At 32.5% G+C, this 26,876-nt stretch carries 26 protein-coding genes and 1 pseudogene; 11 read left to right on the forward strand and 16 right to left on the reverse strand.

Annotation, left to right across the window (positions count from 1 at the left end):
* Positions 1 to 192 precede the first annotated feature (192 nt).
* From ICJ83_RS16515 to ICJ83_RS16535, 6 genes and pseudogenes are all read left to right on the forward strand, one after another.
* A pseudogene (locus tag ICJ83_RS16515) lies at positions 193 to 1,373 on the forward strand (IS3 family transposase).
* Between the two features lie 24 nt (positions 1,374 to 1,397).
* Entirely contained in the window at positions 1,398 to 2,117 is a 720-nt protein-coding gene (locus ICJ83_RS16520) for a RagB/SusD family nutrient uptake outer membrane protein (RefSeq protein WP_223154828.1), read from the forward strand.
* 67 nt (positions 2,118 to 2,184) lie between these two features.
* On the forward strand, positions 2,185 to 2,538 hold the full coding sequence (locus ICJ83_RS16525) for a hypothetical protein (RefSeq protein ID WP_188231519.1): 354 nt from the start codon (positions 2,185 to 2,187) through the stop codon (positions 2,536 to 2,538).
* A 129-nt stretch (positions 2,539 to 2,667) separates the two neighbouring features.
* Positions 2,668 to 3,486: a rhamnogalacturonan acetylesterase gene (locus ICJ83_RS16530; RefSeq protein WP_188231520.1), complete on the forward strand. Its 819-nt coding sequence runs from the start codon at positions 2,668 to 2,670 to the stop codon at positions 3,484 to 3,486.
* 64 nt (positions 3,487 to 3,550) lie between these two features.
* Complete coding sequence (locus ICJ83_RS17025; protein ID WP_223154829.1) at positions 3,551 to 3,946, forward strand: hypothetical protein; 396 nt, start codon at positions 3,551 to 3,553, stop codon at positions 3,944 to 3,946.
* Between the two features lie 6 nt (positions 3,947 to 3,952).
* Positions 3,953 to 4,915 (forward strand): glycoside hydrolase family 28 protein, encoded by a 963-nt coding sequence (locus ICJ83_RS16535; RefSeq protein WP_223154830.1) that lies wholly within the window; start codon positions 3,953 to 3,955, stop codon positions 4,913 to 4,915.
* A gap of 237 nt (positions 4,916 to 5,152) precedes the next feature.
* Here the strand turns inward: ICJ83_RS16535 and ICJ83_RS16540 are convergent, their stop codons facing one another.
* Genes ICJ83_RS16540 through ICJ83_RS16550 form a run of 3 tightly spaced genes read right to left on the reverse strand, consistent with a single transcriptional unit; the run spans position 5,153 to position 7,731 of the window.
* A complete protein-coding gene (locus ICJ83_RS16540) occupies positions 5,153 to 5,689 on the reverse strand; it encodes a hypothetical protein (protein WP_188231541.1) in 537 nt (178 codons plus the stop codon).
* A gap of 27 nt (positions 5,690 to 5,716) precedes the next feature.
* Positions 5,717 to 6,394, reverse strand: a complete 678-nt coding sequence (locus tag ICJ83_RS16545) for a hypothetical protein (RefSeq protein WP_188231521.1) — start codon at positions 6,392 to 6,394, stop codon at positions 5,717 to 5,719.
* Positions 6,391 to 7,731: a tyrosine-type recombinase/integrase gene (locus tag ICJ83_RS16550; protein ID WP_188231522.1), complete on the reverse strand. Its 1,341-nt coding sequence runs from the start codon at positions 7,729 to 7,731 to the stop codon at positions 6,391 to 6,393. The genes ICJ83_RS16545 and ICJ83_RS16550 overlap by 4 nt, the downstream gene beginning before the upstream one ends.
* A gap of 246 nt (positions 7,732 to 7,977) precedes the next feature.
* Here ICJ83_RS16550 and ICJ83_RS16555 point away from each other — a divergent pair, with 246 nt between their 5' ends.
* Together ICJ83_RS16555 and ICJ83_RS16560 are read left to right on the forward strand one after the other, a co-directional pair.
* The gene (locus tag ICJ83_RS16555) at positions 7,978 to 8,574 is read left to right on the forward strand and encodes a hypothetical protein (RefSeq protein ID WP_188231523.1); all 597 of its coding nucleotides are present in this window, start codon (positions 7,978 to 7,980) and stop codon (positions 8,572 to 8,574) included.
* A 428-nt stretch (positions 8,575 to 9,002) separates the two neighbouring features.
* A complete protein-coding gene (locus ICJ83_RS16560; protein WP_188231524.1) occupies positions 9,003 to 9,578 on the forward strand; it encodes a hypothetical protein in 576 nt (191 codons plus the stop codon).
* A 9-nt stretch (positions 9,579 to 9,587) separates the two neighbouring features.
* Here ICJ83_RS16560 and ICJ83_RS16565 read toward each other — a convergent pair whose 3' ends face one another.
* The 13 genes from ICJ83_RS16565 to ICJ83_RS16625 form a co-directional block, all read right to left on the reverse strand.
* The gene (locus tag ICJ83_RS16565) at positions 9,588 to 9,920 is read right to left on the reverse strand and encodes a hypothetical protein (RefSeq protein ID WP_223154831.1); all 333 of its coding nucleotides are present in this window, start codon (positions 9,918 to 9,920) and stop codon (positions 9,588 to 9,590) included.
* 250 nt (positions 9,921 to 10,170) lie between these two features.
* Entirely contained in the window at positions 10,171 to 10,509 is a 339-nt protein-coding gene (locus ICJ83_RS16570; RefSeq protein WP_188231526.1) for a hypothetical protein, read from the reverse strand.
* A 1-nt stretch (position 10,510) separates the two neighbouring features.
* Entirely contained in the window at positions 10,511 to 11,446 is a 936-nt protein-coding gene (locus tag ICJ83_RS16575; RefSeq protein WP_188231527.1) for a hypothetical protein, read from the reverse strand.
* 94 nt (positions 11,447 to 11,540) lie between these two features.
* A complete protein-coding gene (locus ICJ83_RS16580) occupies positions 11,541 to 13,472 on the reverse strand; it encodes a restriction endonuclease subunit S (RefSeq protein ID WP_188231528.1) in 1,932 nt (643 codons plus the stop codon).
* Entirely contained in the window at positions 13,465 to 15,084 is a 1,620-nt protein-coding gene (locus ICJ83_RS16585; RefSeq protein WP_188231529.1) for an HsdM family class I SAM-dependent methyltransferase, read from the reverse strand. Before ICJ83_RS16585 ends, ICJ83_RS16580 begins: the two co-directional genes overlap by 8 nt.
* Before the next feature lie 3 nt (positions 15,085 to 15,087).
* Positions 15,088 to 18,150 (reverse strand): type I restriction endonuclease subunit R, encoded by a 3,063-nt coding sequence (locus ICJ83_RS16590; RefSeq protein ID WP_188231530.1) that lies wholly within the window; start codon positions 18,148 to 18,150, stop codon positions 15,088 to 15,090.
* Positions 18,151 to 18,414: 264 nt separating this feature from the next.
* The gene (locus ICJ83_RS16595) at positions 18,415 to 19,290 is read right to left on the reverse strand and encodes a DUF6371 domain-containing protein (protein ID WP_188231531.1); all 876 of its coding nucleotides are present in this window, start codon (positions 19,288 to 19,290) and stop codon (positions 18,415 to 18,417) included.
* A 59-nt stretch (positions 19,291 to 19,349) separates the two neighbouring features.
* Entirely contained in the window at positions 19,350 to 19,547 is a 198-nt protein-coding gene (locus ICJ83_RS16600) for a hypothetical protein (protein WP_188231532.1), read from the reverse strand.
* A gap of 2 nt (positions 19,548 to 19,549) precedes the next feature.
* Positions 19,550 to 20,599, reverse strand: a complete 1,050-nt coding sequence (locus tag ICJ83_RS16605) for an AAA family ATPase (protein WP_188231533.1) — start codon at positions 20,597 to 20,599, stop codon at positions 19,550 to 19,552.
* Entirely contained in the window at positions 20,596 to 21,108 is a 513-nt protein-coding gene (locus ICJ83_RS16610) for a hypothetical protein (protein WP_188231534.1), read from the reverse strand. Before ICJ83_RS16610 ends, ICJ83_RS16605 begins: the two co-directional genes overlap by 4 nt.
* Before the next feature lie 182 nt (positions 21,109 to 21,290).
* Positions 21,291 to 22,232 (reverse strand): hypothetical protein, encoded by a 942-nt coding sequence (locus tag ICJ83_RS16615; protein WP_188231535.1) that lies wholly within the window; start codon positions 22,230 to 22,232, stop codon positions 21,291 to 21,293.
* On the reverse strand, positions 22,232 to 23,530 hold the full coding sequence (locus tag ICJ83_RS16620) for a tyrosine-type recombinase/integrase (RefSeq protein ID WP_223154832.1): 1,299 nt from the start codon (positions 23,528 to 23,530) through the stop codon (positions 22,232 to 22,234). Before ICJ83_RS16620 ends, ICJ83_RS16615 begins: the two co-directional genes overlap by 1 nt.
* Positions 23,531 to 23,824: 294 nt before the next feature.
* Positions 23,825 to 24,199, reverse strand: a complete 375-nt coding sequence (locus tag ICJ83_RS16625) for a hypothetical protein (protein WP_188231537.1) — start codon at positions 24,197 to 24,199, stop codon at positions 23,825 to 23,827.
* An 88-nt stretch (positions 24,200 to 24,287) separates the two neighbouring features.
* On the opposite strand from ICJ83_RS16625, the gene xerA reads away from it, so the two are divergent.
* The 3 genes from xerA to ICJ83_RS16640 all read left to right on the forward strand — a co-directional run bounded on the left by xerA (position 24,288) and on the right by ICJ83_RS16640 (position 26,678).
* Positions 24,288 to 25,418 (forward strand): site-specific tyrosine recombinase/integron integrase, encoded by a 1,131-nt coding sequence (gene xerA, locus ICJ83_RS16630; protein ID WP_188231538.1) that lies wholly within the window; start codon positions 24,288 to 24,290, stop codon positions 25,416 to 25,418.
* A gap of 133 nt (positions 25,419 to 25,551) precedes the next feature.
* Complete coding sequence (locus ICJ83_RS16635) at positions 25,552 to 25,953, forward strand: lipocalin-like domain-containing protein (protein ID WP_188231539.1); 402 nt, start codon at positions 25,552 to 25,554, stop codon at positions 25,951 to 25,953.
* A 164-nt stretch (positions 25,954 to 26,117) separates the two neighbouring features.
* Positions 26,118 to 26,678 (forward strand): DUF2004 domain-containing protein, encoded by a 561-nt coding sequence (locus ICJ83_RS16640; RefSeq protein WP_188231540.1) that lies wholly within the window; start codon positions 26,118 to 26,120, stop codon positions 26,676 to 26,678.
* The last annotated feature ends 198 nt before the right edge of the window (positions 26,679 to 26,876 follow it).

A 26,876-nucleotide genomic window follows, 5' to 3' on the forward strand; every position in this document is an offset into this window, starting at 1 on the left:
CAATCGCGGAAATATAGATATAAAATTTATAATTCGACAAACAAACAGCCCAAATACCGAATTATTTTTATTAATAATTATTAAACAGTGTCTTCCAATTTATTGACTCGCATTAAATTATCTACTGGACTTCCTATATTAGACTGGACATAAAGATAAGAGAAATGTTAGTTAGTTTTTATCTTAGCAATTATGAGAAGAAAATCTAAACATTACGCCTTAGAATTTAAACAAAAAGCAGTCGAGTTAAGTTATGCCAAAGGCAATGTAAAACAAGTATGTGATGACCTGGATATATTTCCATCAGTACTTTACCGTTGACCTAGAGAGTTAAAAGATTACGGTAACAACAGTTTCCCTGGCCGTGGTAATCCTAAAATGACCGATGAAGAAAAAGAGATAGCTCGATTAAAAAAGGCATTAAAAGAAGCCGAGTTAGAACGAGACATCTTAAAAAAGGCCATCAGCATCTTCTCCTCGAGCGACAAGAAAAATACAGGTTTATAAAACAACACCTTATGAGATTTCCTGTCGAGACGATGTGTCAAATATTAAAGGTAAGCAAAAGCGGTTATTACCATTGGTTACAATCAGGACCAAGTAAATTATGGTTAGAAAATCAAAAGATAACTACGCTTATTAAATCTATATTTAAAGATAGTTTTGAAAGCTATGGTTCACCCAGAATAAAAACAGAGTTGGAGACATTAGGTTATAAAATATAAAAACCCAGAGTGGCGCGTATTATGAGTGCTAATTATTTGTTTGCAAAACGAAAACGTAAGTTTAAAGCAACCACAGATAGTAAGCATAATTACCCAATAGCACCTAATTTGTTAAACCAAAACTTTGAAGTAAGCAGGCAGAATCAAGTTTGGATAAGCGATATTACCTATATCAAAACCAAACAAGGTTGGTTATATCTTACTGTAATTATTGATTTGTTTAACCGCAAAGTTGTTGGATGGGCTCTAAGCGATAATCTAAGTACAGAAGACACTATTATTAGGGCTTGGCATATGGCTGTAAAGAAAACAACTTTAACCCAACCTTTAATATTTCATTCCGATCGAGGTGTACAATATGCCAGCCATAAGTTTACCTCTTTAATTAAAAGTTACAATGGCTTAGTAAATCAATCTATGAGCAGAAAGGGTAATTGCTGAGATAATGCCGTTGCAGAATCGTTCTTTAAATCATTAAAGATAGAATGGGTTTATAGGCACAATTATAAGTTGAGATCTGAAGCGGAGTTATCCATCTTTGGATGGATAGAAAATTGGTATAATAATAGAAGAAGACATTCCTTTTTAGGAAATAGAACTATAAGAGAATTTGAATTAGACATGTATAACCTTAAACTAGCGGCGTAGTCATTCAACTATTTGTCCAGTTTTTTGTTGCAAGTCCAACCAATTTGTAATTTCTTTGCTGGAATCAATAAAACAGATGACGGGTCAAGATTTGCTGAAAAAGGTGATGCCCACAGAGATGTTACTATGGCTCGTTTAGCTGAAACTTATTTACTAAGAGCAGAATGCTACGTACGTTTAGGTCAATATTCAAATGCTATGACAGACATAAATACCGTTGGTACTCGTGGTCAATGGAAACAAGGGGAAAACCGATCATATTATGTGGATGGTCCAGTAGCCTTTGAAAATAATGATCTGAATACAGGTTGTGCTGCAACGAATTATATTAATTCAAATTTGAATATGAACACTTATTATTTGTCGAATCCAAATGTAGCGGTTACAACTGATGCATCAGATCTTCAATTAACGTCCTTCCCTGCTGATTTACCAGATGAAGACGAAGATATATTAACGAAAATTGGAGCTGGTACCGATTATGAAAGAGCATTGCATTTTATATTAAACGAACGCACAAGAGAGCTACTTGGTGAATGGCAGCGTTGGGAAACCTTATCCAGAACCGGCACTTTAATTTCAAGAGCAAAAGCTTTTAACCCTGAAGCCGCAACCAGTATAACTGTAAATAAGCATGAGCTTAGACCAATTCCCCAATCTTTTATTGATGGACTACTAAATGACGATGGCTCAAACTTATCCGATTCTCAAAAAGCAGCTTGGCAAAATCCAGGTTACAATTAAAACAAACAACTATAAAAAATCACCTAAATTTAGGTGATTTTTTTTCCAACTTTACTAACCATTTATCATGATAAGAAAGAATTATATATTGATTTTCACTGTATTGCTTTTTTCTCTTTTAATCACAGCGCAAAACAAAACCAACAAGACATTTCATTTCGGAACCAAAAACACGGTCTCAAATACTGTTTATATCTCAGAAGCTACAGCTTATAAAGATACAACGGGATATGGTTTCGACTTCAATACTGCCAATAATGTTAAGTTTACCAAGCTAGGTTTAACTTCTAAAAAACCGGTTTATTTTTCGGTAAAATTACCTGAAGGATTTTACAAAATAGATCTGGTTTTAGGAGATAAAAAGTGTTCTGAAAAAACGATAAAAGCAGAATCAAGACGATTAATATTTAAGGAACTATAAGTCGAAAAAAAGGATACTGTACACCTCTCCATCACCGTTAATGTTCGGTCTATTAAAATAGACAACAACAACTCTATTCGAATAAAAGACAGGGATAAAAATCAACTTAACTGGGATGATAAATTAACCTTGGAATTTTTAGGAAACCCAGCTGTACAAAGCATCAATATTACACCAGTTACAAACATTACAACTATTTTCCTAGCTGGAGACTCAACGGTGACCGATCAAGATTTAGAGCCTTGGGCTTCATGGGGACAATTTTTCACTAATTATGTTACAGAAGAGGTTGTTATTGCCAATTATGCTGAATCTGGATCTACTTTAAGCGGATTTAAGGGAGTAAAGCGTTTAGATAAAATCTTATCGCTCATGAAACCTGGTGATTATCTATATATAGAATTTGCTCATAATGACGAAAAGCAAAAAGGGGAAGGCATTGGTCCCTGGCAATCTTACACCAACTCTTTAAAAGAGTATATTACCAAAGCCCGTGAAAAAGGAGGCATTCCTATTCTATGTACTCCCACACAACGAAGAGCTTTCAATTCAGATGGTTCTTTAAAAGAAACTCATGGCGATTTTCCCGCTGCGATGCGAAAAGTCGCAAAAGAAATGAATGTACCTTTAATAGATATCACAAAAATGACAACAGATATGTATGAAGCCTGGGGTGTGGAGCCTTCAAGAAATGCATTTGTACAATATCCGGCTAACACATTTCCTGGTCAAACTAAAAAATTAGAGGACAATACCCACTTCAATAGTTTTGGAGCCAATGAAATTGCAAAGTGTGTTGTTCAGGGAATCAAAGATTTAAACTTAGATTTAGTAAAATTTCTAAGACCAAATATTCCTATATACGACCCTAAAAATCCAGATAACATTAAGGATTGGGAAGTGCCAATGAGTACTCGATTTGAAATTAAAAAACCAGAAGGTAATTAGTGAAATTTTATAAACTTTATGTAAAAATTTCTCATATCAAAAATTAAATTAATGATAATTACTAATGAATAAAATAGCCCTAGCGTGTTTAATAACTCTAATTCTGCTTTTTACTTCATGTAAAAAGGTACAGCACTCTGTTGCAACTTCTAAAATTGAAATAGAAGCCCCCTTTAAAATACCTGATATAATTATTCCTGATTTCAGTAATTGCAAACAATTTGTTATAACCGATTTTGGAGCAATTAAGAATAATAAAGAATTAATTTCCCAAGCCATAGAAGATGCTATAGATGAAGCAAACTCAATAGGTAGTGGCATTGTAGTCATTCCAGAAGGCGAATGGATTACAAAAAGCATTCATTTAAAAAGTAATGTCAACCTACATTTAAACAAAGGTGCTATTTTATTATTTTCTGAAACACCTGAAGATTACCTTCCTGCCGTGCATTCTACATAGGAAGGCATGGAATGCTATAACTATTCTCCGCTTATCTATGCTTATCAATGTAAAAATATTGCTATTACTGGGGAAGGCAAATTAAAAGCCAAAATGGATGTTTGGAAAACATGGTTTTCCCGTCCGGAGCCACATATGAATAGTCTAAAAAAACTATACAATTTGGCATCTTACAACACACCTATTGAAGAACGTCAAATGGTAAATGATACGGCACATTTTCGTCCACAGTTTATTCAGTTTAACCGTAGTGAGAATATTTTATTAGAATGTATTTCTATTGAAAATAGTCCTTTCTGGACCATACATCCTTACCTATCAAAAGATGTGGTTATAAGAAATATGAGTGTGTACACTCACGGACATAACAATGATGGTGTTGACCCAGAAATGAGCGAAAATGTCCTTATTGAAAACTGCGTGTTCGACCAAGGTGACGATGCCATTGCTATAAAATCTGGTAGAAATCAGGATGCATGGCGTTTAAATACACCTTCAAAAAATATTGTAATGCGTAATTGCACCATGAAAAACGGACACCAACTGGTTGCCATTGGAAGTGAATCATCTGGCAGTATAGAAAATGTTTTTGTTGATAACTGTAATGTAATTGATGGTGCTAAAATGTATCATTTGGTCTTTATAAAAACCAATGAACGACGCGGTGGTTATGTTAAAAACATACATGTTAAAAATATTCAAGCTGGTAAAATTGCAAATGGCATAATAGGTATTGAAACGGATGTTCTTTACCAATGGGGCAATTTAGTTCCAACAATTGAACGCAAACTTACTCCTATCAAAGATATATACATTACCAATGTGCACGCAACAAAAACCAAATACTTTTCTAAAATTTCAGGACAAACAGAACTTCCAATTGAAAACATCTTTCTTAACAAAGTAGTCGTCGATAGTACCCTTAAAAAACATATACACGAAAACCTTGTTAATTTTGTAGAAAAATAAATTTATTAACATAATATATCAGAACCTCACCCTCAATTGAATTATATATGTATCACAAAATAAACATCATTACAAAAATGGGTGCAACGACTTAAAACATCCTTAAAACCAAGTAAAATGGTGTTTTTCGACTACAATTGTCATCAACACCACACTACTTTTATTTTTGTGATAATTTTTTATCACAAATTTATCACAAGTTTTTTAGTTGTAATTTTGATTGGTTTTAAATGTAATTTACCCCAATTTATTAGTCTCTGCTAACACAAATTCTCTTAATGCTTCGTCATCTAAAAGAAACTGTTCTAACAGCTTTAAATCAAACCTGCCCTTTTCTAAACTAGTTTCTAAAAACCGAAAACTTTGATATGAATATTCACTTTCTTCATACCTTACTTTCATAACATCTTGTAGTACTTTGTCAAACTCTCTAACAAGATAATCCGGAACATGAGTATGAACTTGTTTTAAGGTGGCGATATACCTATCAAGATCTTCATTGGATTCTGTTTTTTCTCTTTTATAGCGTTTGCTATAAATCCAGACAACAAGCTGTATGAAGTCTTTGGAAAACAAAAAGTTTTCAACCTTATCTTTTAGCGTTTCATATCTGCAATAATCACCACTATAAATATTCTCAAGTAATTCTCTTAAGTACTTTGAAACAGTTGTATTCCTTTTAGCTGCTTCCGCTTGTATGGTATCTTTTAATTCTTGCGACAGACGTAAATTTACTGATGGATCAGTATTTTTTACTGGGTATTTTTTGCTCATGATATCTCTGGGTTGTTATGTGGGATTTTATTCCTTGAAATTGACATTAAATACGGTTTCTAACAGATAAGCATCAATATCTTGTTCACTAGGTAAATTTGCCTTTTTTGACTTTTTAACTTTAGTAGGTTTATCTTTCGATAAGTTCTCTATCTTTAAAATATTGTTATAGACTTGGTTATTGAAAACAGATGCAGGTAGTTCTGTTAATTCTTCTGGAGTTTCTTCTGTTTGTTTTCTATCTAAACGGAAAACAGCCTGAACTTTATCAATATGGCTACTAATCCAATCCAGTTGTAGTTTAAACAAGCTTAATTCTTCCTTTGTAACTTCGTTAATCGCTTCATTGGTATTGTTTAATAACCAATCATAAACATACTTGCAGGTAAGTATATGTTTTTGATATTCCCCAAGCAAATAATCAAATGTCTCTTTTGAAAGTTCGTCTCTTAGCTTCTGTAACTGATATACATTATTTTCAAGCTGGGTTGGTTTACTTAAGAGCTCAACCGTTGGTGAGCATTTATCAGAATATGTCGTGTCTCCATTAGCTTTTAAAACTCCTACAGCATTTATTACTCGATAGTCGTTAAATTCCTTTTCCTGTTCTTCGGTTAAATCCGGAAATATATTATTTGGAATATAAAACAGGCTTGGTAGGTATATACCTTGTACCAACACTTCTAAATCATTGCCTTGGGTCATGCTTTAGTATTTAACAATTGTGAATAATCCTCTGGTAGTTCGGCATCAATATCTCGCAAATACTTTTCAAGAGCACCCATGGTGGTGTGTCCAGTTATTTGCATCAGTTTACTCTTAGCTGCAAATGGTGACGATTCTTTTACCAGTGCTCTGTATACTTTCGTGATATAGGTATGTCTAAAGCTATATAAACCATAATCCTGATTAAAACCAAAATGATCTTTAACGACGGTTTTAAATCGCTTACTGAAATAATCACGTCTAGCCTCTAAGGAAGCTTCCCATTCGCCTCCAAGCGCTTTAGGTGTAAATATATAACTATCCTTGTCTAATCCCTCCAGAACCTCTTCTAGTTCCTTAAGCAATATTTCAGGTACAATTTTAGTTTTTAATGTCTTGGTTTTAACTTTTATCTTCAGAATATTTTCATCGAAATCAATATCACCAACCTTAAGTCTACAGACCTCTTTAGGTCTTAAAAAAACATAGGCTATAAACTTGATAAAAAGTAATAGTACTGGGTCCTTATCTTCTAAATGCTCAAAAATGTCATTTTCCTGTTTCTGAGTAAAGGTTTTATGTCGCTCTGGATTGGACTGTAATTTCGGAATATTTTTAACGAAGTTCTTATCGATGATTTCATTTCCTTCTAAAGTTTGGAATATAGTACTTAAACAGGTTCTGTAATTGTTTCTATTCCGTGGAGAAGTATTGAGCTGCACGTCATTTAGAAATGCTACGACCATTATTTTAGATACCTGATCAATTCCTTTAACATCTGCATGATGCTCATTCATCCAAGTCTCAAAAAGTTTGCAACGGTTAGTATAATCAACCAAAGTACGATCACCCACCAAATTCTTTTTAAGCTTTAGAGCATAGTCTAAGGCATCTTTTAAACTCATTGAAGATTCTTGTACTTCCTTAGGTTCTTCTTCCTTTAAAACCGCTTTATTTTCGGTTGGCTTTACAGATTCTTTAACTTGTTTGACTTTTTGATCCTTTTGCTGTTGGTCTTTGTAATGTTCCGTATTATCAACAAACGGATTATAGCCTTCATTTAATAATTTTAACAAACGCTTTTTATAAAGTGCCAATAATGCATAACGTGCTTCCTTTGTTTTATGACGATTAACTTGACCATAGATGTTTTTCTGACGTTTCATCTTTCCTGTTTTAGGATCTAAATAGGAAAAATATACATACCATCGTTTCGTTAAATCACCATCGGCATCGTAAATTTTTGGGATTGAAAATGGGGTTTTGTGTTCCAAATCGTGTTCTAAATCGTGTTCAGTTTTAGAACCAAATGTAAGTAATTCATTAATTAAATGCATAAAAAAACGGTTTAGAGTGAACTAAACCGTTGATTTTGAAAGAATTTAATCTTAGTAGCGGGAACAGGACTCGAACCTGTGACCTTCGGGTTATGAGTTTGATATTTTAACCCTTTTTTACGCTATTTCGCAATATTTTAGATAAAACTGTGTACGTAATTGTGTACCCTGATTTATAATTATTTTCTACACAAATATAAGCATTTCTTTTTAACTTAATCTACTAAAAACCAACACATAAATATCATGAAACATTCCATTTCTGTAAAACAAACATTGGTTGATATTATATCTATTTTACCGCAAATTTTTCAAGAATTTAGAAAAGATGAAAAATACTGTAAGTTATTAGACTATTTAAATGAAAAAGATTTCTTCAATGATGAAGATCTACCTTACCCTACTATTAAGCAAATAGAAGCCGAAACAGGCTTAAAGTCGCATCATATAAGAAAACAGTTAAAAGACCTATATGCTAGCTTATTTGATTACGAATATGGCTACAGATTTCATTTTGATAAAACAGAATATTGCTTTATCGTTGACCACTTTAAAAATTACGCTACGTTTTATTGTACATCTTTAATTAACGTACCTCGGGTTGGTGAAAATATCACCTTACCTTTTTTAAAAGCTAAAGTAGGTTCTGATTATTTCTATGTAGAAGACGTAAGACATCATTTTGAATACGACAAGCACCTTATTAAACTATATTTAAAAGCTGGCCGTTTCAACTCGTTTTGGTACTACAGTAAGCATAAAGGTATCGAATTAGGAAAAATAGCCATGGGAGAAGAATTTGAACTATACGATTTTCAATTAAAAGAAAAACTAGGCCTATAATTTGCCCCAGTTCTTTAACCTAACCTATTTTTAGTTAAATTTTATGTTAAAGTGATAGTTTAAAGTAACATAAACGACCATTAGACCGTACATATAATAAAGGGCATTTATAGTTTATTTTGGAATAAGCATAAAAAATATCTATCATAAATATTATTTAAATAAAATATAAATAATGAAATTTGTCGCCTATATAATGATTTTTTTTACAAATAACACATATTTTTACACACAAATAACAAGACTTTATTAACCATGGGACATTTAATTAAAAACAAGACTAAAATTTCGTCTTCTAAGCTTAGAAAGATCGATGTTGATTGTAATGTTGTAGTTGGTCACAAAGCAAGAGTTTTAACATCTGCTGATGTTGAGGCTAATAGAAGTAGAGCTTACACATATCTTCCTCTGTAAGCAATCGTAATATCTTGATAGATAATTATTTCGAATATACTCATAAAGGAAAAAAGAAATTAAAGGGCATTACGGAAGACATTTACACTTTCAAATGCTCTTTAAATGTTTCTTATATTGTAGAAGTCGAAAACCACGAATACGATATCTATATCGTTAAGTTTTTTCAAAAAAACCATAGGCATTCAGACAACCGATACTCATTGGTTAATTCTAAGAAATTTTTAGAACGCCATAAAACCACTGGAACTAAAAATTTTTTAACGATTTTAAATACAATCCTAAAGATTAACATTGAAATATATAATTCTAACAATAAGGCCTCATTTGGTTTTATGGGCGCGCCTACAAATTTAGAATTAGACCCTTCTAAAACAACAAAAATTATAAACCTCGACGGAACAGTTGCTGAAACAAAGAGATTTAACACGTACAGCATTTATGTCAAGCGTTACTTTTCTCCAGACAACTTTGAACATATAGAAATATCTACCTCTAGTTGCTACCTTATAAAAAGCAAAAAAAATCTCGATCTTACTACTGATAAAATCGAAGACTTTTTTGAAAAATACATATCACTTTACTGTTAATTTTCGATATCAGAACGATCGAAGCATTTGGTAAGCCATAGCTTCATTCGATTCTGATTTAGATTTATCCTCAATTTTAAACCCGTCATTTTCCCAATAATTGCATAGAACATTTAATGTATCTACAAAGGCAATTGAAGAAACTGCTACATAATGTCCTCTTACAATTTGTCCAGCTCCGTGTTGTTCAAGTGTAGAAATCATAACTCTCAAATCATCGAACTTTAGTTTATAGTCCGCTAGCAAATTAATCGTTGCTTTATCTTTAGACAAAAGCGTTAATAATTCCTCCGTATAAAGGTCTTTATCACTCATTGTTTTTCCACTAACAGCACTTTTCATTGCGCTTTCTAAAATGCTTTGTGCGTCAAATTTTCCTGCCTCAACCGCCTTCCTAATCCTTGTAAGGATTTTTGATTTTTTTAGTGAAAATCTTAATATTTTAAACATCTATTTTTATTATTTCGGTTGTTTTTTTAAAATTTTCATCGACACACTGTGAGTAAATAAACCAAAGCCATTGCCTTGAGGGATACAGTCCAACAGGAATTACACTTTGGTTCTGATAAGAACGTATTTCTACATTCTAACTCTAAAAATTTGTTTCTAAGCTATAGCCATATGGCACAGGTGTACGGTCTTCAAACTTACCTGCTGGCTCGGCCATAAAAAAACGGACTTTAAATTTATACTTCCCTAAAGAGCATTTAATCTTTACATAAGGCCCGTAACCATCTTCAAAGCTATAAGCTAGTTTATTTACGAATAATAGCATAACTTCATCCTTACAAGCTTCTTCTAACATAGCAACAAACTCAGTGTGTGTTACAAACTCTCCTTTTTGTAATACACGAATAAGCCTATCTGTAGCCACCGTTAATGTATTAACCCACAGCGCTTTTTCCTTTTTAGTCATGCCAGATGATTCCATACTAATTAAAGTTAAAATATTTCTTTAATTTGTTTTCGAATTTTCTTTTATTACTAAACTTCAGAGTAGTTATAATTTCTTTTTTAAGACCTTTAAACTTCACTTTTTTTCTTGCAATTACCAGTATTGGTGTTTTATCTTCACTTTCCAGAAACTTCAGTATATAATCTAAACTAGCTTCTTCTATAAAATGACATATAATATATTCTTTTTCTTTAATAATTATCTTACGCATATAAGGTGCTTTTACAGACATAGAGTTAAAAATTAATTCACGACCTAAGTTATCTTGAATAAACCTTTCAACCACAAAAGCCTGTTCAATAAGCTTCAAAGAACTGGAGATATAATCAAACTTAGCTTCCAAAAGCTTGAAAACACACTCAATTGTCACCAAAAAATATAGTAGAATAAAGAAGGAACAGAAGATTAACAAGTTAAAGACAAAATGATGAAACTCTCCTAAAAAAACACCATATACTAATGTAAAAATCACGAAAAGATTAAAAAGCTCAAAAACACTAGTGCTTTTAATTTCATGGGCTACATCACGCAAAACCTCCTTACTCCCATTATTAACAAAATTCATTGCATATTGAAAATTTCTTCCAGGAACGGGTAATGTTGATGTCTCCTTATCATACTTTAAAACACCATAAATTTTGAATAAATTTCTAAGAAAAAAACCATCTTCTATAGTCTCTTCCTTTATTCTTAACAACCTTAAGATAAATTGCAACAATAAAAATGAAATAACAAAAATAGCTCCAAGTATAACATAATAGGTGAAAAAGAAAATTGCCAATACAATTAAAATTCTACCATCTACAATAAAACGATACAAGTCTACCCAAAAGTTTTCTTGATCTATTAATATAATTTCAAAATCCCCAAAAAGATTATAATATATTTTACCTGATATTATTATTGAAAACACAACTTTAAAAAAACAAATAATATACTTTTTAACGTTTTCAGGTTTTTCTATTAAATCTTTTAAAATTTCGACCATCTACAATTTTTATACTTTACTATAAATCCTTTATAAAATCAATCATTAACTGGGTTTCATATGGGGTAAACTTATCCTCTTTTGTTGCATAACCTTCTTCATGCATTTTCCAGCTACCCATTTTACGCCTTACAGCTTCAAAGTCATCTGTCTCTAGAACTGCCATGCATTCCAACACTGTATTGAAAAGCTCGATACGATCCATATCCTTATTTATAAGCGACTTTTGGTATATCTTTAACATGTTTTCTACCTTAAGAACAAAATCTTTACTATAATCGTCCTTTTGCATCCAGATGGACACCTCTTTTATATGTTTGAAATTAAAATTTAGAACACTTCGCTCATTTCCTAAGTCTTCAAAATAAACATACTTCTGGTTAGCTATGGTCTTATCCAATACTTTACTATGCATACCCCAACCGTTTTCTTTGAAAGCCAAATCTTTAAATACAGGCAACTCTTCCAAAAACTGTATATTACTCAACATTTTGTGAACATACTTTTTTCCGTACGTTCTATCTAAAATTTGTCGTGTAAGTAAAACTACTACCCCTACTTCATAATCGTAATTAATTTTATCAAACAAGCTATCTATAGCCTCTTTATCTCTCTCATAAGCTGCACCAGCTTCTGCAACCATACCTAACTCCTCTTTAGCTTCACTTACCGTTACCTGCCCGTTCATTAGCATAGGTAATAACCAATCACGTAACTCAGCCAACTTTTGGTTCTGTTGCAAGTTTTTTTGAATTTGCGCATGTATTGGCTTAGCTTTTTCGTAGAATAATTTCATTACTTCTTCAGAAGGTTTTTCTACTTCATAATTCGTAACAAAACTCTCAAAAAGTAAATTTTTAATACCACTGGTTTTACCTTCCCAGCCAAATAAGACACCTGCATCATAAATTTTGTTCCATAAATAAGCAAAATTATAAAGCGCATGGACTTCTTTTAAAGTAACCGCCTTACAAAAATTTGAGCAAATTAACGGGTTTTCAAACCGATGTAAAGTTTCTGCCGTAATAAAGGCCATCCTGCCCGTAGATTGAGTTGGGCTTCCTCCTGATATTTCAACAATAAAATCACCTATTTCTAGAATTTTGTGAGCGTTTTTCTTTAAGATAAATCTTTCTGGTGCTTTAACTTCTCCTTTTCCATTTAAACCATTTAAATCGGCCCCACGTATACAGGAAACCTTTTCTGTATAGTTACCCTGTTCTTCTTCTTTACCCCAATCACCGCTTTTATCGTGTTCAATCCAATTTGAAAGCGTCGTTACGCCCCACCCCTCAGGTATTTCACGTTTTAAAACCTCATTATAAACCATTTTTCCGCCCGAAGACTTATACGGTTTACCATTGGCATCAGGAAAATCGAACTGTACAAACCAATAATCATACAGTGTTTTGGCCAAAGCCTCTAACTCTTGGTTTATTTTGTTATTTACTTCGATTTTAGCATCTAAATCTGATAAAATTTTGGCTATTTGTTTTTGGTAACTAATTGATTTCGGTATTTTCAATTCCATCAATTTAAAAGAAGCTAGGTTTATTGTATTAAAAACAGAACCTTGACTTCTTTTAATAATGTTTCTGACGTAGTTCTTTAACGAATAGTATAAAAAATCTGTGTCAACAATATTTTTCTTACCCCTTATACCAAAGCAAGACTGGTTAAAACACATGGGATTACCTATTTGAGCTAATGCTCCAACAGTTCCTCGTGCCGAAATTATAATATCTCCTTTATCTAAATATTTTGTATTACTTTTTTCAACACCTAACTTTGTAATTTTTTTTTCAGAATTATAAACAAACCTATTATCATTGTTAAAATCATTAACTGAAAGCCAACCTACAGTTCCATCTTTCCAATATTCATCAACACTAGTTTTAGGTGTTCCTCCACTGATAATATCAATTATATCATTTAAAATTACATTAATCATAACGTAAAGCATTCAAATTATCATTAATTTCCTTCTCCAACTTATCACTTTCAGCAAATAACAAATTCAAGTTACTTTCAAAATCTTTTAATTTCGAATCAAATTCTTCACCTGTAATATCTACATATTCAATCTTTACCTCGAAATACTGCCCAGCACTTAAACTGTAATTTTTAGCTTTAATATCATCATAGGACACTACTACCGAAAAATCATCGATAGCGTCGTTATTAATAAATGTTTCAATAATTTGTTGCTCTTCCTTAGGATCTAAAACAGTTTTTTGGTTTTTCCCATCTTTAACTGTTCTTCCTAAATTACTAGCATCAATCAACACTACATTACCGTCATTCTGCGTATCTAAAAACACGATAGACACATTCGTTCCTGTAGTAGCAAAAATATTACTAGGCATACTAACTACACCCGCTAACATATTTCTAGCAATCATTTCTTCCCGTATCTTTTTATCGATACCCGACTGTGCTGTTATAAAACCCGTAGGAATAACAATTGCAGCCTTACCTTTGTTCTTATCCAAACTATACATAATATGTTGTAAAAACATGCTATAAATAGCCATTTTGCTTTTAGCCTTTTTGGGCACATTAGGTATACCTGCAAAAAAACGCTCTTGGTTAACTTTTTTATTAAGTTCATCTATATCGTCACTGAAATCCAGTTTAAAAGGCGGATTACTAACAATATAATTGAAAGTTTTACCCCTGTGATACGGATTTGTCATTGTATTACCTTGTATCACATTTTGTATACTATGTACTAAATTGTTTAACACAAGGTTTAAACGTAATAAGTTAGAAGACTTCTGTGATATGTCTTGTGAATACACCGTACACTTATTAGCACCGATAGCATGTGCCAAAGTCATTAGCAAGGTTCCCGAACCCGCACTAGGATCGAAAATTGTAACATTTTCAACAGGTTCTGGCACCAATATAGCCGCCATAATTTTAGATACTGCATGAGGCGTGTAATACTCAGCATACTTACCTCCTGCATCGTTATTGTAATCTTTAATTAAATATTCGAAGATGGTAGAGAAAAAATCAAAGCCTTCTGTCATAACATCTTCAAAGTTAATATCATTTACAAGCTTATTAATTAAAGCTTTTGCAAAGGCATCACGCTTACTACTAACATATTCGGTAATAGGTTCGAACAACCTAATTTTAACACCATCTGGCGTGGTTACAGCAAACAAATCGTTATTTGTAGCTGCTATATCTAACAAGGTTTCATCAAGGCGCTTAGCGAAATCAGGCTGATCCTGTCTATTGAATAAGTAGGGGATAAAATGTTCTGGCTTTAGGAAGGCTATATCGCTTTCTATCTGAAACTCTAATTTTTTATACTCATCTTCTGGCAAAGCTTTTAAAGCTTCAACCCAGTCTTCACTCTTAAATATTTCTGGTTTTACCTTTCTAAGTTCGTATGTAAACTTGTCGTTCAAGTATTTATACAAAAAAATCTGGGTAATAATTTTAAATTCATTCCCATCATTACCTAAACCATAATTAGCACAAACAGCTTTTAAATCGTCTATAAGTTCTTTGGTCTGAGCTATGTGTTTTCGGGTCTTTTCTACAGTCATAATCTATACGGCTCTATCGTAATATTCGTCTAAATATTCTTTTACTATAATATTACTTATAAACATGGTGGTATCGTAATCTAAAGCTTGTTGTAATGTGCTACCAAACTCTTTATCTACTAAACGTGCCACCTGCTTTGTAAAATAGTTCTCATTGTTTAATATATCGTTGCGTTGTAATACGCTGATATCGGTTTGCTCTTTAATATGCTGAAGCGCTTCGATAATAGCCGTCTTTAACGCTGAAGGTTTACCTGCTTCTATTAAACGCTTTTGTACACGGGCATATTTTTTATCGCCTTCGTATTTATCCTTTAATAAGTTGTTGCGTCTATTTAGTTCGGTAATAGCTTGATGAATTTGTTTTAAAGACTTCATATTAGCTAGCATCTCTTCCTGTGAAACCTCGCTTAAGTTTTTATTATCAAACAAACGTCTCAACTCGTCATACAAGCTTACCCATTCTGGGTCTTTAGTATCGAAATTACCGCCTAAAGCCTCTCTGGTTTTCTTTAAAATATCTTTAAGGGCATCGCCCAAAATCATCTCTGCCTCACCTGTTTTCTTAAATTCAAACAGGATATCTTCGAGTGCAATATTAAGCAAATTACTAACTTCTTCATTGTTTTGTAACGCTTCTTTAGCATTTAATAATGCTAACCTATCGGAAGCCATGATACGCAGCGCGCCTAAGGTTCTAAAATCCAAGGTTTCCAGTAAATCATACTCACCAACTAAGCGAATAACATTATAAAGTGATCGTGCCTCTTCTAATGCTTTTCTTATTTTAAGCATCTCCCCTCGATTATTTATTTGTGAAATCTGCGAAGAGAAATTTTCAGTGTTTTTTAAATCGAAATCCGCTAACGTTTCTTTAATTTCTTGAATGTTTTCCTGCATTTCTTCACGCGACATGAATAAGTTAGAATAACTTTCCATTTCATCACCTAAAACCTCCTGAAGCTCGTCGAAATACGCGCGGTTGGTTTTATCAAATTCCTTAGAAATATCAGCAAAATCTACCACGTAACCATATTTATAATCTTCATATGTTCGATTAACACGGGTTAATGCCTGCAACAGGTTGTGGCTTTTAATAACACGACCTAAATAAAGCTTTTTAAGACGCTTAGCGTCGAAACCAGTTAACAACATATTATAAACAAATAAAATATCTATTTTACCTGCTTTAAAATCGTCACGCCATTGTTTTAATTCGTCTTTACTACCAGAATTATAAAGAATTAAGGCTGCTTTCTTAACCCGACTTTCTTCCGTCACTATTTTACCATAAGTAGGGTTTGGTTCCGCGGCATTTAATAAACCACTATCATCAGCGTATTTTTTATTGAAAACTTCAAACAACATTTCCGCTTGTTCAGCACTATCACAAATAACCATAGCCCCCGTACTCGGATCTGAATTTCTTATTCTAAATTGCTCGAAATCTTTAATAATATATTCTAGCATAGGCTCAACAAAAGACGGATGTGCATATACATCTGTTTTCTGAATATCCCCCTTTTTAATATCGATGCTATCTAAGGCATTCTTTAATATAACCTTATATTCGGTTTCAATTTCTTCACGTATTAACTTTAAAGTATAACCATCGGCTATCGACTTATTGTAGTAATACTTATGAATATAATCACCGAAAAGATATTTAGATTTTAATGTCTCACCAATTAAAGGCGTACCAGTTAGCCCTATTTTAATAGCTTTTTTATCACTTTGCTCTAAATTTGCTAAAAAGCTTCCTTCTGGGTTGTAACTTCGATGTACTTCGTCAAGGAAATACACGCGCTGCACATTAATATCGTAATCGGTAGCTGCGCTAACATGAGTATCATCCTTAAACTTTTGGATGTTAACTACGGTTATTTCCCGTATACCCTTATCGTTATTTACAGCATTTTTCTTGCGTAAATCTTTTACAAACTCGTCTCTTGAATTTACAGTATGCACTTTTAAACCCCGCGCTGTAAACTCATCTCTTGCTTGGGTTAAAAGGTCTAAACGGTCTACAATAAAATAAAACTTAGGTACTTTATGCTGTTTCTGGAAATAGTCTGTTAAATGATGTGTATTATAATAGGCCAGTGCCGTTTTACCACTACCTTGTGTATGCCAAATAATGCCTTTTTTAATATCCTTATCTAAAGCTTCTTCAATCGCCTTAGTTGCAAAAAACTGTGGATAACGCATAATATGTTTTTGCAAGCCTGTTGTCTCCCTTACATAGGCAAACGCGTATTGCAGTATAAACTTTAAACGATCTCTACTTAACAATGAAGTAAGCACCCTATTAGTTGGTGAGTTAGGGTTTTTGTTCGTATTAAATTCTGGGCTGCTTTTTAACGTGGGGTAATTGGTATCCTGTAATAAAAACTCCTGCGTCGCTTCATCTAAAGGCGTTAACTCTTTATTCAAGTTAAAACCTATTTCTTCCCTAAAATAATTAAAGATTGGCTTTTTATATGATGATGACGCATAATAAGCCCCCTGCCACGGTTCAATTTCCTCAGGATCGTATTCCATGTTGTTAGAAAAGATCATAAACTGGGTAATGTTTACAAACTTTCTAAACTTCTTATTTCTAAATCTTTCCTGTATGCGCTTACGTTCTGCTAAAACACCATCTCTATTGTTTGGCTTTTTAACTTCAATAAACACTAAAGGCATCCCGTTTATTAATGCTATAATATCTGGTCTGAACTCATCCTCGCCGTTTTTATAAGTTAGCTCGGTAACAACATGAAATTGGTTATTTTCAAAATTCTCAAAGTCGATAAGACGAGTTCCAGAACGTTGGGTAAGCATTTCGTAAAATACCTTTCCTAAATCATCATTTTCTAGTGCTAATTGAACATCCTGATATAGCCGATTTAAATCGTGGCTATTTAGGCTAGGGTTAATGTTACTAACAGCTTCAAAAAAGACATCGGTAAAAACATTAGTTTCAACATCCCATTTTGCCCCTTTTAAAGAAAGGTATTTATAGCCTAATTGTGTTAGATGTAATATAGCTGGTAACTTAACTCTTGAGTCTTCGTTTTGGTTCATGCAGTGTTAATACTTCAAGTTTAATGTAGGGAGTTTATAAAAATATAAATCTTTTCTGTCAGATCCCTATATTTTTCTCAATAATTTTAAAGTAATTAAGCATATTTTTTTACCACTAGCTATGTATTACAAAACACCAACTACGTACTACAAAACCTGTATTACGTGGTATTACGACATATTTAACGTTACAAATGTCACTAAAAACCTTAAAAAAGGTTTTTTTTTGATGGAATATCTGTACCACGAAATTCTTTTTTTGTCTTACGCTACAAGCTTTTCTAATTTCATAAAATCTACTAAATCATCACCTTCATCTAAATTTTTATGTTCGAGTAAATCACTACATTCGATATTGTAGCCTAACCGTCTTAAACCTTGTGATTTTAAATGCCAATCCTTAAACTCGGTCTTATCTGGAAACAACATAATATTATAGCCTTTTAAGGGCTTTAAAAGAGCTTCTTTTAGGTTAGATTTAGAACCTGTAGCTAACCATAAGAACGTAGGGTATATTATACTTAAAATAACGGCTGTTTTCTCGGACTCGACTATACAAACAGTTTTACCTAGCTCATAGTCAATTATGTTATGCATTCCAAAAAGACACTGCTGCAATACGAAAGTATCTATCTTCAAAACGCTATGCATCCAAGTTATACGAACTTTAGGTTGTTTTACTCGCTTACCTGTAATTTCATCGTACAACATGACTTTGCCTGCGCAAATTTTCATTTGCTCATTAACTTGCCAAAAAATCGTAGCGCCATCCCAATATGTACTGGTACCAATATAATACTTTTCAATAGCCTTGATTACATCTGCACCTCTGAAATACTTCAACAAATAAGTAACAAAATGGTTTCGGTTTTTATCATAATCTCGACCATAAGTCCCAATTACACCATCATCATGATACGAGGGTTCAGGCTGAATAACAGGATTACTTAATGTTACTAATGTTTTATTTCCGTTAGGTGCCAGATGGTAACTACATTTACTTTCTCTATCACAACGTCCAATCGATGCTTCAAGGTAGCTATTGGTCTCTACTTCAACATATTTTACAAATGTTTTTTTACCACAACTTGGGCAAATAAACTTTTTACTCGATTTATCTAAAGAATATTTATACATCATAATTCTAAATTCGTACTTCTCGTACTCTACTATGAGTACGAATGGTACGAGGTTGTTTTTTAAGCGGTTTTTACTTTATTAAAATGGTTGGCTAACAAATACCTGATACCATCATCTACCGTAAAGTCGGGTAATGGTTTCTTTTTAGGTTTTATAGCCTTTTTGGGTTGATAGTTTATTGCGAGCATATCACATAGCTTATCCAGCTCTTCTTTAGGAAGAGCCTTAGCTACATTATATACATCGTTAGCGTTCATAATTACAGTCCTAAAGCTTTTCTTCTTTTTCTTATTGCACCCTCAGACAAGCCTAATTCTTCTGCTATTTTAACATTAGAAAGCCCTTGGCTCATCAAATCCTTCATAACTTCATCACGTTCAGAAATAGTATCGTACGCTCCCTGCTTTAAGTGATCTTCTTCAAAGCCATAATCTTCAAACTCAAAGCACAAAAAATTAGCAGCCTTAAACAAACGACATACCACAACATTATTCGCATGATATAAATGCTCTGTATTACGCTGTTTAATCTGAATTAAATACCTTAAAGAAGGATCTACCGTACTACCGCCAATAGCAAATGAACTATCGCAGAAATTCATTAACATCTTGCTTCCTGCCAGATCGTTTTTAGTTATTGGGTTCGAGGCATTTCTTTTAGGTGTATGCGCTAAAACCAAAATGGAAACATCTTTAGTTTTAGTCAGATACTTTAAAAATTTCATGAGCTCTAACGCATCTTTAGCCCTTTCGTTATCGGTTTTTAGATAAGTAAGATTGTCAACTATTATAACTTCTACACCCTGATTAACTATTGTATTTTCAAGTGTTTTCATTAAATAATCTTCAATGTTTTTACAATCTTTAGGCAAATCAAATTCAGGATTTAGTTCTGCCCTTAATAGGTTTGAGGTAAAATTATAGTGGTTAGTATAATTTTCGGAGCAACGATTTTCAAACTGCTTGTCGGACAATTCGAAGTCTAAATACATAACCTTTTTAGGCTGCGTTTGAAGCTTAAACCCTGAAACAGGTCTACCGCGGCTTATACTATCGGCTATTTGTACAGCTAAAATAGATTTACCTATGTTTGTATCGGCAAATAAAATACAGAGTTCTTTTTCATACCAAAATTCACTAAAAAGCATATTCGGTATTGGACGGTTTTTAGCCTCTTCTATCCATTTATTGGCAGGTTTAACAATTAAGCATCCCTGTTTCGACCTTGTGTCTTGAAGCTTATCCTCTTTGGCGGTTATTTCGTTTAAAACTTCTGTAAACGCTTCATCTTTCTGTCTAGCTTCTATCATATCTCATGTTTTTTTTCAAGAGACCAGATCTCGTTAATTAATCGATCATAATTGAAGGATTGATGATTTCCCATAACAGAAAACGCAAACTGCTTATACTGGTAGTCGGGCTCTAACAAAAACCGATTTAAATCGTTAAGCACCTTTAAGAACTCCATTTTTAATTCTTGTGAAAACCCACTAGAATTTATTACAGACTCCACTTTACTTTTAATTCCCTTCAATGCCTCTTTACTAGCCGGTTCAATAGGATTTGTATACCTACAAAACAGCCACGTTAAAAGTGCCGTAAACTCAAACGTTTGTTCGTAGCCTTTAGTTAGTTTCTTGGCTGGTATGCCTAAATACACAACTTCAGGAATACCATCATGATCCACTTGAAATTGCTCGACATGATCGGAAAGCAATGTTCTTAAATACACAGATAAGGTCTGATTTTCCTCTCTGGCTAGTTCTTCTAAACCAAGCTTAACATCTTGGTCAATTCTTAAGTTAATTTTTTCATCCATAGAAAATTGGGTTTATTATTCTATGCAAGATTACCGTAATTGGCCAAGTAGTTTACTATGGATTGAAACAAGGTTGAAAGAAGATTGAAAACCTTAAAAACCTAAAAACAAACACTTTAAAACAAAAAAAATAAGCTTATCAAGCTTATTTTTAGTGAAAAATTGATTAAAACAGTAGACTTTTACTTATTTAATTTATTTGAAACTTCCGTTTTCATCATTCTAAGTCTACCTGAAATAGCCTTTAATTTTAAACTTTCAAGTTTGGACAACACAGAGTTTATTTTTTCTAGCTGTAATTTTTTATTTGATGTGTAGTCAATACCCCTATACGCCATCTGATATATAGTAGATTGTTGAATTTTATCATTAAACACAGACAAATCTTCATATAACCCAACAATTTTACAAGCCCGAATAAATTCAGGTAATTGCACACCATGGTTTGGTTTCGACACCAAATCATAAAGGACACTTAGCACTAACATACGTTCATCATCTTTAAAATCTGCTATCACACTTTCAGTAATACTTACATTTTGATTAACATCTTCATTTAAAGATTCTTTTTCATTGTTATCATCCTCAATAGACGCTTTAAATTCCTTTGCCTTATACGGGTATTTTACAACAATCATCTCCTTATACTCATCAGAACTTTCGTAAGACTTATTATCAAATTCTTTTAAATAAAAATATTGATATTTGTCTTGTTCGTAAATAAGTTGGTAGTAACTGTAATAATTATGATAGTGTCTGGACACCTCGTTTAAAGCATCATTAATTGCTAAATCTTTAATAAAAGCATTATACGTTTTGTAATTCCTTCCTAGATAAGCTTGCTTTACTTCCTCTTCTAACGCCCATTGATGTATCTTTGATGGTTCGCCTTGGTACAGGGTGTATCTCTTGTTAAATTGAGAAAAAGCTTCATATTCGAATGTCTTTAAACCTTTTTCATACTTAGTTTCCCTGTAAGGTGTTAGCCATCTTAAAAAATCATTATTTATCTTATTAAATGGCCTATGCCTTTCTTTTGATTTTTTAAAATATCTTATAAGTAATCTTTTGGCAGCGTCTGTAGTTCTATCGTATGTATACTGGTAAACTTGTTGGTATTTCATTATTTTAATAATGCTGAATAGTCTTCTGGTAGTTCGGCATCAACATCTCTTAAATATTGCTCTAATGCCTTCATAGTAGCATGACCCGTTATTAATTGTAGTTTGCTTTTTACTTCAAAAGCAGTAGCGTTTTTCGCCATTTCCTTATATAATTTAGTTATAAAAGTGTGCCTAAAACTATATAAACCATAGTCAACACCCAACCCGAAATGATCTTTTACTTTTTTAAAACGCTTCGTATAAAAATCTCGTTTGTTATTTTCTTCCGTTTCCCACTGTCCCCCAATATTAGTTTCTGCAAACAAATAATCTTCTTTACTAAATTTAGATAAATCAGGAAGTTCTTTTATTAATATATCTGGTATTATTTTAATCTTAACTGGTTTATTCTTAGCTTTTACATATAATTTTTTATCCTGAAGGTCTAAATCTCCTATCTTAAGCCTACACACCTCTATAGGCCTTAAATAGTTGTAGGATATGAACTGAACATATAAGAATAGTGTAGGATCATGTTCTCTTAAATACTTGAAAATTTCTTCCTGTTCCTTTGGTTTATAAGTTTTATTACGCGATGGCAATGCCTTTAATACATTTATCTTTTTTACAAAGTTTTCACGTATTACATCATTATCTTCTAAAACTTGATAAAATGATGCTAAGTCAGTTCGCGAATTATTTCGGTTTCTTGGGCTAGTACGTTGTAATACGTTATTTAGATATTGTATCACATGCTTTTTGGTTATACTAGTAATTTTATCAGCATCCTTTAAACCTTCTGATTTAATCCATTTAGTAAAGTTGTTTATACGGCTTTTAAACTTCATAAAAGAACTAGGAGACATCATGCTCATCTTTAAATCTAAAGCTAGTTCAAAGGCCTCTTTTATGGTCATAGAGTTATCTTCAACTACTTGCTCTACAATTTCTACCGAAGCTTGCCTTACTTCTTTCTTTTTAGTTTTAGCTTTCTGTTTATTATCTAACTTATCCAGTAAATATTCGGTTAATGATCTGTTATCTTCGTATGGATTAAAGCCTTCTCGCAACACAACAAGTAGGCTTTCTTTCATAACATTTAATAAATGTAATCGTGTACGTCTATCTTTATGCTTATTAACACCTCCCTTAATATTCGTCTGACGGGTTAACTTGCCTGTTTTAGGATTTCTAAATGTATAGTATACATACCACTCCTTTTCTAAAGCTTCTTTCTGTTCTTTTTTTGACAACTTAGACCATTGATTGACATCAACACCACCAGTGTAAAATTTAGGTTCAGAATAATTGATTTTCATGGGCAAAACGTGTACGGAATTGTGTACGTTTTGTAAAAGTAAAAAAATTGAAGACATAAAAAAACGGATTGTGAGAACACAATCCGTTGGTTTTACTAGCGTTTCGCTTTGTAGCGGGAACAGGACTCGAACCTGTGACCTTCGGGTTATGAGCTTGAAGCCATAACCTCCAAAAACCCTGTTTACTGGGGCTTTCAGTTGCTCGTTTTACAAAAGCGTATTCGTTTCCGTATTCAAATCGTATTCAGTTTGATGTCTGGATTAGACATTTAATTTTTAATAAAAATAAGACAATTAATTCATATAATCTTGCCACTGGATTAGAATATATTTTTCAAGGTTTTGCTCTTTCTTTTTCAAGAAACCGTATTCATAAACAAATAAATAAACATCTCCTTTTTGGTTCTTCCAATAGTGAGTAAAAAATTTAGAATTGAACCCTTGTTCTTTTAAAACATTAGCTCTTACAGTGGCTTTTCCTGCCTTATTAAAGCTTTTCAAAATTTTACGATTGAGTTTTAATTGATTGTCCACCTGATTATAAAATCTAGGTGCTTCTTCCAGAGATCGTCTATAGTGATACGAACTCTTACAATGTAAATCACAAAACACTTTATCTGATCGTCCTGTTAATTCCTTTCCGCAAGATTTACATCCATTTCTTTTCATTTTTATTATTTAATCGAATGTTACACGAATACTATTCGTATAAGATACTCTTTTTTAAATGTTTATAAGTAAATTCAACAAAAAAATCATGACTCTTAACCTTCATATCACCTTAAAACATCTTTTAATTGATAATATACCTCAAATTGGTCTTAAATTTTATGCCAATACAACCTTACAAATTCTAATTAAGGAATTAGACGACGTGAAATGGAGTAAAGAGTTTACCATGTTTTATGTTCGAAACACAAAAACTAACCTTAATGCCATTTTTAAACTATTTAAAGGTGTTGCATGGATTGATACTAAGTACTTTTTTGAAAAATCACGAGCTAAAAACCTTGATGAAACCTTTGATGCCAGTTGGGTTTACAAAAGAAATCGTAACGAAAATTATAAATTTTGTCCAGATAGCTATTTGCAAAAATTAGAACTAAAGAAATATGCGAATAATACCGTAAAAACATATGTATCCTGCTTTGAAAGCTTTATAAATTACTATGTCGATCAAGACATTAACACTCTAGATGAAAATGATATTAGAAATTATTTAGAATATTTAATAAAAACAGAACGATCTGATAGCTACATAAACCAAGCCATTAACAGTATTAAATTCTACTATGAAACTGTACTAGGATTACCTAATAGGTTTTACAGTATTGAACGACCTAGAAAATCAAAGAAACTACCCGTCGTACTTTCAAAACCTGAAATTTTATCCATTATATCTAACGCCAATAACTTAAAACATAAATGCATTATATCCCTATTATATTCCGCTGGACTTAGGCGATCTGAGCTCTTAAATTTGAAACTAACTGATATAGAAAGTAAACGAATGCTTATCAAGGTGAGAGATGCTAAAGGAAATAAAGACCGATACACTATTCTATCTGAAAAAGTACTAAAAGATTTAAGAGCATATTACAAACAATATAGACCAACAAATTATTTATTCGAAGGACAAAACAAAGAACAATACAGTGCTAACAGTGTAGGCAAGGTGGTATCTAACACGGCTAAACAAGCTGGTATTAAAATACCTGTAACGGCTCATACCCTACGTCATAGTTTTGCTACACATCTTTTAGAAGCTGGAACAGATATTAGGTATATTCAACTTTTACTAGGACATAACTCTACGAAAACCACTGAAATATATACTCACGTTGCAAAAAACAGTTTTAGTTCTATAAAAAATCCTTTAGACTTGTAAGCATTTATGTATATTTGGGTGTATATATAATAAAAATAAACACACCAGTGTGTTTATACACACGTTGGCAAACATTTGAACGCAACCAATTGAATAGAAATACATCTAAATATTATAAATAAAAAATCGCGATATGAAAAAAATACTGATTTTGATAATAACAATGGTATCATTTTCAAGTTGTTCGAATGATAATTCTATAAATGACCAAATAGTTGGAGATTGGAAACTAACCAATACTGTATGCTGTTTTTTTGAAGGAGGAAAAACAACCGACTATTCTGATGAAAATATTATCTATAATTTTCAGCATAATAACATACTTACCGTGATTGGAGGTCAAAATATTGAATATCCTAATGGAGAATATCATTATTTTTTTGGAAAAGACTATTTAGGCGGAGACACAAGTGACCCAAAAGTACTACTTGTTAAAATAGATAACAATAAGTGGACATATAATTTAACCGACGGAATAATGACTTTAAGCATGTCATATGTTGATGGTCCGATTTTACATTTTGAACGAAAGTAATAACGTTTGCCAACACCGGCTATAGTTCATTGCTTCTGACTTTCCTAGCGGAAAGTCCTTGCAAATTTGCTATCTTCGGTTTACGGCGGAAAATCCTCGCGGATTTTCACGCAACGAAACCATAGCCAAACACGTTAGCTGTAATCTGACCAAAAAAAACGTAAATGGGAATATTTGACTTTTTCAAAAAAAATAAAGCAGAACCTGAAAATAGAAAAGTGGAAGTCCGAAATTTAGAGAAACCGGATTTTTCAAAAATTGACATTCAAAAGTTGGAGGATTATTACGATTGGACATTGAATTATGGAGAGCGGAAATTGAACTTGGATTTAAACTTTGAAACCGACTCGACAAATCAATCTGAATTGAATCAAATTATGGAGTTCGTGAAAAAAATACCTGAATTTGACAACCAAAATCGGAATTACATCGAATCGGACTTTGAGCAAGATGTGAGTATGACCGCGGACTATCTGAATTTCTACCTTGACGAACTTGATGAAAACGAATTAGGAGGAATAATTGACTTAGGAAATCGGAAACAATCGAAAAATAGTCTCTTAATGGAACAACTGAACTTAATAAGAGTTGGTATTTATCCACAAGCTTCTTATTTCGCAACATTTGACTATTCAATTGACATCGATGGAGAGCCCTGTAACCAACTGCTAGTCGTAAACATTAATCAAGACGGAACTTTAGACTACATAACCTGGGAAAGTTAAAAAGACTACAGCTAACACAGTATAAAAATAATGCGTATTTTAGTACAAAATCTAAAGTTAGTGCCCTTTTGGTCACTCTGATTTTCCTACGGAAAATCCTCGGACACAAAACCGCACTATTCTTATACGTATTCCAAGGTCAAATCCTAATATTTTTTCACTTTTTTAAGCCATAAACTTTTGAAGCTCTACGTAAGG

Source organism: Aestuariibaculum sediminum (genome assembly GCF_014596945.1).
Lineage (GTDB): Bacteria > Bacteroidota > Bacteroidia > Flavobacteriales > Flavobacteriaceae > Aestuariibaculum > Aestuariibaculum sediminum.

Excerpts from the sequence above, each read along its gene's own strand:
- ICJ83_RS16525 (WP_188231519.1), top strand. The coding sequence starts at position 2,185 with ATGATAAGAAAGAATTATATATTGATTTTCACTGTATTGCTTTTTTCT.
- ICJ83_RS17025 (WP_223154829.1), top strand. The coding sequence starts at position 3,551 with ATGAATAAAATAGCCCTAGCGTGTTTAATAACTCTAATTCTGCTTTTT.
- ICJ83_RS16535 (WP_223154830.1), top strand. The coding sequence starts at position 3,953 with ATGGAATGCTATAACTATTCTCCGCTTATCTATGCTTATCAATGTAAA.
- ICJ83_RS16540 (WP_188231541.1), bottom strand. The coding sequence starts at position 5,689 with ATGAGCAAAAAATACCCAGTAAAAAATACTGATCCATCAGTAAATTTA.
- ICJ83_RS16545 (WP_188231521.1), bottom strand. The coding sequence starts at position 6,394 with ATGACCCAAGGCAATGATTTAGAAGTGTTGGTACAAGGTATATACCTA.
- ICJ83_RS16550 (WP_188231522.1), bottom strand. The coding sequence starts at position 7,731 with ATGCATTTAATTAATGAATTACTTACATTTGGTTCTAAAACTGAACAC.
- ICJ83_RS16555 (WP_188231523.1), top strand. The coding sequence starts at position 7,978 with ATGAAACATTCCATTTCTGTAAAACAAACATTGGTTGATATTATATCT.
- ICJ83_RS16565 (WP_223154831.1), bottom strand. The coding sequence starts at position 9,920 with ATGAAAAGTGCTGTTAGTGGAAAAACAATGAGTGATAAAGACCTTTAT.
- ICJ83_RS16570 (WP_188231526.1), bottom strand. The coding sequence starts at position 10,509 with ATGGAATCATCTGGCATGACTAAAAAGGAAAAAGCGCTGTGGGTTAAT.
- ICJ83_RS16580 (WP_188231528.1), bottom strand. The coding sequence starts at position 13,472 with ATGATTAATGTAATTTTAAATGATATAATTGATATTATCAGTGGAGGA.
- ICJ83_RS16585 (WP_188231529.1), bottom strand. The coding sequence starts at position 15,084 with ATGACTGTAGAAAAGACCCGAAAACACATAGCTCAGACCAAAGAACTT.
- ICJ83_RS16590 (WP_188231530.1), bottom strand. The coding sequence starts at position 18,150 with ATGAACCAAAACGAAGACTCAAGAGTTAAGTTACCAGCTATATTACAT.
- ICJ83_RS16595 (WP_188231531.1), bottom strand. The coding sequence starts at position 19,290 with ATGATGTATAAATATTCTTTAGATAAATCGAGTAAAAAGTTTATTTGC.
- ICJ83_RS16600 (WP_188231532.1), bottom strand. The coding sequence starts at position 19,547 with ATGAACGCTAACGATGTATATAATGTAGCTAAGGCTCTTCCTAAAGAA.
- ICJ83_RS16605 (WP_188231533.1), bottom strand. The coding sequence starts at position 20,599 with ATGATAGAAGCTAGACAGAAAGATGAAGCGTTTACAGAAGTTTTAAAC.
- ICJ83_RS16610 (WP_188231534.1), bottom strand. The coding sequence starts at position 21,108 with ATGGATGAAAAAATTAACTTAAGAATTGACCAAGATGTTAAGCTTGGT.
- ICJ83_RS16615 (WP_188231535.1), bottom strand. The coding sequence starts at position 22,232 with ATGAAATACCAACAAGTTTACCAGTATACATACGATAGAACTACAGAC.
- ICJ83_RS16620 (WP_223154832.1), bottom strand. The coding sequence starts at position 23,530 with ATGAAAATCAATTATTCTGAACCTAAATTTTACACTGGTGGTGTTGAT.
- ICJ83_RS16625 (WP_188231537.1), bottom strand. The coding sequence starts at position 24,199 with ATGAAAAGAAATGGATGTAAATCTTGCGGAAAGGAATTAACAGGACGA.
- xerA (WP_188231538.1), top strand. The coding sequence starts at position 24,288 with ATGACTCTTAACCTTCATATCACCTTAAAACATCTTTTAATTGATAAT.
- ICJ83_RS16635 (WP_188231539.1), top strand. The coding sequence starts at position 25,552 with ATGAAAAAAATACTGATTTTGATAATAACAATGGTATCATTTTCAAGT.
- ICJ83_RS16640 (WP_188231540.1), top strand. The coding sequence starts at position 26,118 with ATGGGAATATTTGACTTTTTCAAAAAAAATAAAGCAGAACCTGAAAAT.